Below are 8,105 nucleotides of genomic sequence, written 5' to 3' on the forward strand. Positions count from 1 at the left end.
CCCAAACGCTCGCGAATCCAAAGGGTATGATTGGGCCGCTTGAGTCCGTACATCGGCGTGCCCCGATAAGCCCGCACATAGGCGTTCAGCGGCAGGTTATCCACCATCGCTGCATAGCGTTCACGAAAACGGCGGGATCCCTCGCGATCGACGCGAAAGACGGAATCATCCAGCCGACCCAGCATCACCGCCGAATAACTCAGACTTAAATAGCGAATCAAAGGCCGAACCCGAACGGATGTTTCGAGCGACATGGGAAAGGTCACCTGATCACCGCCAGGCTTCACCCACTGGATCGTGCGACCATCGACGTGCAAATCAAAGCGGCTCTCGTCTTTCAAGGGATCGATGGGCTTGTAAGGGCTATATGACGGGAGTTGATCAACGGAATAGTAGTAACCCCATTGATTGCGTGCCCCTCCGCCGGTGGGATCCGCGTGGCAGCCTTGACAATCCAGGGTACAGCGTCGCTCGAAGTACGGCCGCTGCGATCGCCCCGGATTATGGCAGCCGCCACAGTTTTGCGCCTCGCGCAGAGCTAAAAGCGGAGTGGCTTCCGTCCCGTGATACGATGGAAGCAGACACAAAAACATAAGACCCAGCGTGGTGATGCGAAACGAGGGCATGATAAACTTCCTACAGAATGAGTTTAAAAGAGAGGACTCACTCCTTGAAATATGGACGACTCATCATTTCAGTCTGGTTGTGCCTCATTTTCGCATCCTGCAGCATTGAGGACAAGGGAATCCGCAGCCTTCGCGGTCATTCCATCAATAAGAACGGGATAGCCCACGGAACGTCGGCGCTCCGTGCTGAGCGTTACTGCCAGCACTGCCACGGTAAAAATCTTTTGGGAGGCCTGCAGGGTCAGCCGTCCTGCTATCAATGCCACGGCCAGCGCTGGATATCCTATGAGCCCGAGCTAGTCCTGGCGCCGTCCACCCATACCCTGGACCGGGAAGGCTATCTGCATCACGAATCGCTCGATCAGGTTTCCACGACCTGCAGCCAATGCCATGGGACGGACCTGCGAGGCGTTGGCGACAGCGGTCCACCCAGCTGCGTTCTATGTCACGATGAACTCTGGATCCCCTGAAGCCTTTCCGAAAATCTGCAGTCATGCTAAGCAAGGTGAGTTGGGCGGCTCGTTTACAGTGCTGGAATTCTTCCTGCCGAGTCTCTGCCTTCGCTCGCTCCAATCCTATGCATGACGGGACTTTCAGGTATGTTGAAGAAAAGATTAATCCTGCTCGGCGGTGGCCACTCCCACGCTCTGTTCATCCGGATGTGGAGCATGAATCCCCTCCCTGATGTGGAAGTCGTTTTGATCTCGCCGCATAGCCTGACGGCCTATTCCGCAATGCTTCCAGGATATTTGGCGGGCAACTATTCCCATGAAGAGATGCATATCGACCTCGTCCGACTCTGTGCGGCCGCCCACGTACGCTTGATTCAGGACACAGCCACCCATATTGATGTGATCCATAAAAAAATAGACCTGGCTCATCGACCCTCTGTGCCCTGGGACGTTCTATCCATCAATATCGGCAGTGAACCGGAGAAAGAATCTCTGGGCCTCGGTGTAAAACCGATGCATGATTTTCTACAAAAGGAACAGCAGCTGCGTGACGCGGCATCGATTGCCATCATCGGTGGAGGACCCGGAGGGATTGAAGTGGCCTTGAGTCTTCAAGGTCGTTTCGCTGGTCAGAAAAAAATCACTCTGATTCAACGCGATCCCGAACTGTTGCCCCAGGCACCTCGTGGTGTTCGCAGGAAAGTAACCCAACTCTGCCGGGACCGCGGTATCGAAGTGCACCTTGGTGAAATGGAATCCATGCGCGTGGCCTCATCGAGTGATCTGGTGCTCTGGGCCACAGCCGCCAAGGGACCTGCTCTGCTGGAAGCTTCAGGACTGAAGGTGGACGCCCGAGGCTTTCTTCTGACCGATGAAAACCTGCTGTGTCTGGGCCAGGGTCGAATCTTTGCTGCAGGTGATTGCGCCGTTATCGAACAGCAGCCGCGACCGCGTTCCGGCGTCTATGCTGTGCGTCTGGCTCGCCCTCTCTATGACAATATTCAACGGTTCTTCAAAGCTCAACCTTTGCAAAAGGTGAGTCTGCAAAAAAATCATTTGGCTTTGATTACAACGGGCCATCGGGATGCAATTGCCATGCGGGGATCCTTTTATTGGCAGGCGTCATGGGTCTGGCCTTTAAAGGACTGGATTGATCGAGCCTTTATGAAAAAATTTACCGAGCTGCCCACGGCAACGATGATGCCGGCCCAGGACGACTCCATGCGGTGTCTCGGTTGTGGGGCCAAGGTGGAAGGTGGAACGCTGAAGTCCGCGTTAGGCCTTGTGTCCAAGAGCTATCCCAAAGTTTTTCAGGACGCCACCACGCATCGTTCCATGGGCATGAGCGAGGACGTAGCCCTGGTGAACACGCAGGGCTGGGTTATGCAGTCGCTGGATTATTTTCCGGCATTTATCGATGATCCTTTCCTTCTGGGACAAATGGCCTGTCTTCACGCCGCTGGGGATCTGTTGGCGAAAGGGGGGCGTCCTCAGACCTGCATGGCTTTGGCCGTGCTCCCTCATAAAGCAGCGCCTTTGATGCAGGATGATCTTTATCAACTGCTCAGCGGTGTGGCGTCGATTCTTGAAACCATGGAAGCCAGGCTTGTCGGTGGTCACAGTGCCGAAGGACTGCAGCTGGCTATAGGTCTGCAACTGCAAGCGCCAAAGCCTGCTGATGATCAATGGCGGCCGAAATCTGGATTGCAGGTTGGAGATGCCCTGATTCTCACCAAAGCCCTGGGAACCGGCCTGGTGCTGGCAGGACTCATGCACCAAAAGACACGCGGGCCGTGGCTGGATCAATGCCTAAGGTCGATGCTACGGAATCATGTGGATATTCTGCATCTCATAACTCAGCCTGCGGTTCATGGTGTGACCGATGTCACGGGCTTCGGCCTGCTCGGACATTTATCCGAGATGGCCCAGGCCAGTCAGGTGCAGGTTGAGGTTAAGGGCGGCCACGTACCTCGATTGGATGGCGTGGAGGCTTTGATTGAAGCCGGGATCACCAGTACGCTGGCGCTCGGCAATCAAAGCTATGCGGATAGCCTCTGCAAAGTTTCCGATACCGGAGTCATCCCTTGGTCCTTGCACTGTGATCCACAGACTTCGGGTGCTTTTCTCGTCAGCATCGCGGCATCAGAGGCCGACGCCTGGGTCAAAGCCGCTCGCGAGGCAGGATTTACGGAATGCTGTGTGATCGGCTCCGTGCTGCGATCGGGTGACCCTTCGATCACTCTCTGTTAACAGCAGGCCCCACCGCTGGACGCATCAGCTGCTGCAGTCGTGGGCCCACAGTCGAACAAACCAAAATGCATCGAGGTATCACCGTCCACGCGGAAATGCTTCTGGTAACGCGTATCCTGAAGCATCGACGCCGTGTTCGAACAAACCAGCATAGGTTTACCTTTTTCGAATATATGATGATCATCCAATGCAAAACCATGCGGCGCATGTTCAATCGTGCCTTTGTACCAGGCAACCTGTCCGTAATCCTCGCAGCGATCTTCCAGGGGCAGTTTGAAAGCCCGTGTTGTGATACTGAAAAAACGCGCGTTGCCGAGTCGCTCACGCAGCGTCGGGTCCGTAATCATGATCTCGGTTCGGCTGATCATGCGGGCGTCCAGGCAGTTTTGTTTGGCCAGGATACGGCGGAAGTCTTCAAAATAGAGCGCACCGCCGAGGCATTCCCCTAAAAGAACAGGGTCCTGACTGAAGGCTGCGGGCAGGCGTCGGTCAGCATAGACATCCGAAAAATAAAGCTCACCGCCCGGTTTCAGCACACGAAAGATTTCGGCGAAGACGCGATCCTTGTCCGGCGATAAATTGATCACGCAGTTCGAGACCACCAGATCCACGCTGTTATCGGCAATATCAAGACTCGCCAGGTCTTCAATGAAACCCTGCCGGAAGCTGATATTCGATTCCTTTTGCTTGAAAATATCGCGATGGTAGTCCTGGTACTGACGAGCCGTTTGCAGCTGCTCATCGGTCATGTCCACACCAATAACCTTGCCCTGCGGTCCCACCAGACTCGAGAGAAGATAGCAGTCCCTGCCCGTGCCACAACCAAGGTCGAGCACAGTCAACCCTTCAAGACAGGCCGGAATGGGAACACCGCACCCGTAGAATTTGGACCGCACCTCGTCATGGATTTGCACCACGAGACGGCTCAGATGTGGAGCCAGAGATTCCGCCGAGCAGCAGGCTGTGGTTTTCAGATCATTTTTCGAGGCGAGAACTTTGCCATAATAATCTTTGATAAGGTCCAGTTGTGCCATGACCATTCCTCTTTACCCAGGTTAACCATCAAACGCGGCAGCGCCACGCCAGCCGGCGCCATACTACTGGTTTTTGCCCTGAGCATAAAGGAAGGAATGGAGTGCGGAGCCGTAACTCCGCCTTGAGCTTACGGGACAGGCTGGCAAAACTCACGAATCAGGATATTGGTCGCATCGGTTGGGCAATTGGCTGCCGTTCTGGCGACCGTAGTCCCGAGCGGGTTATTGGCCAGATCGATCTCCGAAATCACCTTGACATCTTTAACCGGCGCTACAGTCGTCACCTGATTGCTGCCAACCAGCAGATAACTCAATTTCGTGAAGCTTAGCGCTGGGGTAAGATCAGCAATCTGATTGCTACGCGCTTCCAAGGTAATCAGTCCCGTCATCGAGGTCAGAGGGGCCAGGGATACGATTTGATTTTGGCTTAAAATAAGCTCGCGCATCTGGACCAGCGAACCCAATGGATTCAGCTGAACGATTTTATTCTTGCGCAGTTCAAGCGACCAGATCTGGGTCAAACCGGACAGGGCCGTGAGATCACTGATCGCGTTATCCGACAGACGAAGATCCTGCAGGTTTTTCAATCCGGAAACAAAGCTTATGTCCTGCAGTGCGTTGCCATTCAACCAGAGCGTGGTCAGGCTCGTGAGCGAACTCAAGCTTCCAAAGTCGGTGGCCTTAATACTATTGGCAGCTAGAATCTTAAGCTGGGTCAGCCCAGTGAGAGGCGCAAGGCTTGTAATCGGGTTGCTGGAAAGATCCAACCGATCCAGTTGGGCCATCGTACTCAGACTGCTGATGTCAGAAATTTTATTCTGCCCAAGGTCGAGCTGAGTAAAATGATTAAAAAAGCTCAGGGGTTTCAGGTCCGCCAGACCTTTGTTGGTCAGCGAGAGCCGAGGGTTTTTTTGCAGATGAAGTTCCAGCTCGGTGCAGTTACGGGCATTGAAGGCGGCGCTCCAAGCATTGATTTCGCTGCCTGAGCCTTTTTCGAGATCCTCTCGACAGTAACGGCTGAAATCAGTTTGGGAGGTGTCTTCCACCACGACAGGCGCGGTCTCGGCCGCACCCACGGGTCCCTGGTCTTCCGACTTCTTATCATCGCCCTTGCAAGCCGCGAGCATCCCAAAAATCGGTAAGAATATCGCTAATCTCTTCATGATATTCCCTGCAGAATCTGTTGGTGTTATGCGCTCCTATCGGCATATCCCAGGGAAAACATGAGACCTTTTTACCAGTCCGCGTCAAGCCGCTTCATTGATCGTGAGCGACTGATCCGAAGCAAACAGCTCCAGGGGCAACCGAATCAGGAACAGAAATGGGTAACAGCCCGTGGTCACACCCCGCGGATCGAGAAGCTGCAATTCAATATCGCCCTCCTCCTTCCGCAGGTATTTGCGCACCGCATCCATCCCCACCCCACGGCCCGAGATATCGCCCACTTTGGTGGCTGTGGAAAGACCGGAACAGAAAATGAGTTCGGCTGCGTCCTGCAGCGACAGGCTATCCGAATACTCTGCAAAATTTTGACTTTTCGCCCGGTTGCGGATGGCTTCGATATCGAGACCACGGCCGTCGTCCTGGTAGCGGAGCAGGACCGATTCCGGGCCTTTTTCCATGGTAATCGTGATCAAACCAGCTTCAGGCTTGCCTTTGTTTTTGCGCACCTGGGGCTTCTCAATCCCATGGTCCATGGTATTGCGCAGGATGTGAACGAAGACGCGCCGCAAAAGGTCTTCGCCATGCCGGGTCATGAACAAGCCCTCGGCCTGAATTCGAATCACGGGCTTGGCCTTGTCCAGATCCTTGGCCAGGGTCGTTACACACTGGCAAATATCCACTAAAACGTGCTCAGCCGGCGTAAAAATAAGGGGGAACAGCGAGCTTTTCATATCAGTCAACAGGGCTGAGTCCTTGGCCCGGAACACTTCCTTATAACTTTCTTCGACATTGCTCAGACCACGATACATGCTGATAACCTGACCTTCTGTTAATTCAACATCGCGCTCGTCACCCGACTTCCGACCCAGTTTTTCCTTATTGATTTCAGCATACGTTGTCACAATACGCTCGACCTCGTCCAGGTCGTTCTTCATCTTCTGGACATCCCACTTCACCTGAGGTTCGCGTTGCAGGATGGCATAATACTGCTCCACATCATGGAAGATGCGGGTCATTTTTTTGAAGTAAAGCGAACGGGCCGCGCCCTTCATCGTATGCATGTTGATAAAGAGGACCTTTAAGACCTCCAGATCCTTTTGATAGATACTCTGCGAGTTGAGCAGCTTTCTGTTCTCATAAATGAAATCATAGCAACTGTGAATGAAGCGTCTGAAGGCCTCCGGCGTAACATTGATCAGCTCGCCGATAAACTGGAGTTCTTCCTTGCGGTCCTGGGCTTCCTCTTCCAAGGCGCGCAGCTCGGTCACATCACGGACCGTGACCAGCATCTTCTCGATCACATCCTCGTCATTGGCAATGGGGTTCCAGGAAATGTCCAGGATCCTGTCCTTACCATCCTTACGTCGCCGTTTCAGTTCACGCGGCAGACAGTGCGCGTTCATATCATAAGCTAGCATGGTCTCCCCGAGCGAGGCTGCCAGCGCATTGACCGCTTGGCTGATTTCGTCGGAGCTGAGGCTGGTGGCTTCAAACAGGACCGTGCAGGCGTCCGCATCAGCCAGTTCCGTGGCTTCAAAAAGGTCCTTCAAATGCTGGGAGTAATCCTTTTCAATCCGGAACTGTTCGCGGCCAATCGCAAAAATTCCGAGCTGAATATGGGCCATGATCGACCGGATATCACGCGTTTTTTCGTCGACCAGCAATTCCAGATTTTCGTTCATACTGACAACATGATCGCGTTCCACGCGAAGATCATCGGAAAGCTTACGAATCTCGATTTCAGAAACTTCAGCACGTATGAAAGCGTTGGAAAAACGGCGAGCCAGGAGGATCGACTGGAAGCAGACGAAACTAAAAACGCCGACACTGCCCATGGGATAGGATTGGAACACCACCCGCCCTCCGGACAGAAGGATATCATGGATGGCTGCGCTTAAAAACAATGCGGTTCCGCTCAGAAATAGGACCGAGCCCTCCTCTTTGGCCCACACCGATCGAATCACAGCGACGATGGAATACCCGCCCACCAACAGCGTTTCGAGCTGCATCCAAAGCGTTAAGTCCACAAAAGTACGTGGTTCCGTGGCAAGGATAAAAGCATAGAACGGCACAACGGTGATGAACGCAAAGTATATGACATATCGGGAATAGTATCGGGGGAACAATTCATAAGTGAAATAAGCGAAAAACGGCAGACCTATCACCCATGTATTAAATAGCTTAAGCTGAGCCGGGAAGGAAAGGTCGGGAAATATAATGACAGCTGTTTGACCTGATGCGGCCAGCATATAGACACACGAGGCCAAACACACCATCCCAAAGCAGAAGGTCGAACGGGCTTTGGTCCGCAAAGCAAACAAAACGAAATGATAGATGGCCATGATCAGTAAACTGCCGATCAGGAAGACGTCGACAAAAATTGCACGCTCGCGATTTTGCTGAATTCCAGCAATTGTTCCGATTTGCGGAGTGCCTGTGATTCCGGTCGTGAAAAATTCGAAACTCGCCGTTTGGATGACAATATCGAATTCAGCCGACTTGGGGGTAAAGATCTTGCGACCGGTACGGACGCCGGGTTCATAATGTTTAGGATCATCGCTGGGGCCGACACGTCCCGT

The 8,105-nt window shown here is 53.4% G+C and carries 6 protein-coding genes; 2 read left to right on the plus strand and 4 right to left on the minus strand.

Annotated elements, in window-relative coordinates:
* Nucleotides 1-626: hypothetical protein (locus VE954_RS38080; RefSeq protein ID WP_324963039.1), on the minus strand; the 626-nt coding region annotated here is incomplete at its 3' end.
* Between the two features lie 44 nt (nucleotides 627-670).
* Here VE954_RS38080 and VE954_RS38085 point away from each other — a divergent pair.
* Together VE954_RS38085 and selD are read left to right on the plus strand one after the other, a co-directional pair.
* Entirely contained in the window at nucleotides 671-1,096 is a 426-nt protein-coding gene (locus VE954_RS38085) for a hypothetical protein (protein ID WP_324963041.1), read from the plus strand.
* A 129-nt stretch (nucleotides 1,097-1,225) separates the two neighbouring features.
* Nucleotides 1,226-3,328, plus strand: a complete 2,103-nt coding sequence (gene selD / locus VE954_RS38090; protein WP_324963043.1) for a selenide, water dikinase SelD — start codon at nucleotides 1,226-1,228, stop codon at nucleotides 3,326-3,328.
* Here selD and VE954_RS38095 read toward each other — a convergent pair.
* The 3 genes from VE954_RS38095 to VE954_RS38105 form a co-directional block, all read right to left on the minus strand.
* Nucleotides 3,325-4,362, minus strand: a complete 1,038-nt coding sequence (locus VE954_RS38095) for a methyltransferase domain-containing protein (protein ID WP_324963046.1) — start codon at nucleotides 4,360-4,362, stop codon at nucleotides 3,325-3,327. The genes selD and VE954_RS38095 overlap by 4 nt on opposite strands.
* A gap of 128 nt (nucleotides 4,363-4,490) precedes the next feature.
* Nucleotides 4,491-5,525, minus strand: coding sequence for a leucine-rich repeat domain-containing protein (locus VE954_RS38100; RefSeq protein ID WP_324963048.1), 1,035 nt, complete (start codon nucleotides 5,523-5,525; stop codon nucleotides 4,491-4,493).
* Between the two features lie 84 nt (nucleotides 5,526-5,609).
* On the minus strand, nucleotides 5,610-8,105 hold a 2,496-nt coding region (locus VE954_RS38105), incomplete at its 5' end, for a 7TM diverse intracellular signaling domain-containing protein (protein WP_324963049.1).

Source organism: Oligoflexus sp., from assembly GCF_035638955.1.
Taxonomy (GTDB): Bacteria; Bdellovibrionota_B; Oligoflexia; order Oligoflexales; family Oligoflexaceae; genus Oligoflexus.

Excerpts from the sequence above, each read along its gene's own strand:
- selD (WP_324963043.1), top strand. The coding sequence starts at position 1,226 with ATGTTGAAGAAAAGATTAATCCTGCTCGGCGGTGGCCACTCCCACGCT.
- VE954_RS38095 (WP_324963046.1), bottom strand. The coding sequence starts at position 4,362 with ATGGCACAACTGGACCTTATCAAAGATTATTATGGCAAAGTTCTCGCC.
- VE954_RS38100 (WP_324963048.1), bottom strand. The coding sequence starts at position 5,525 with ATGAAGAGATTAGCGATATTCTTACCGATTTTTGGGATGCTCGCGGCT.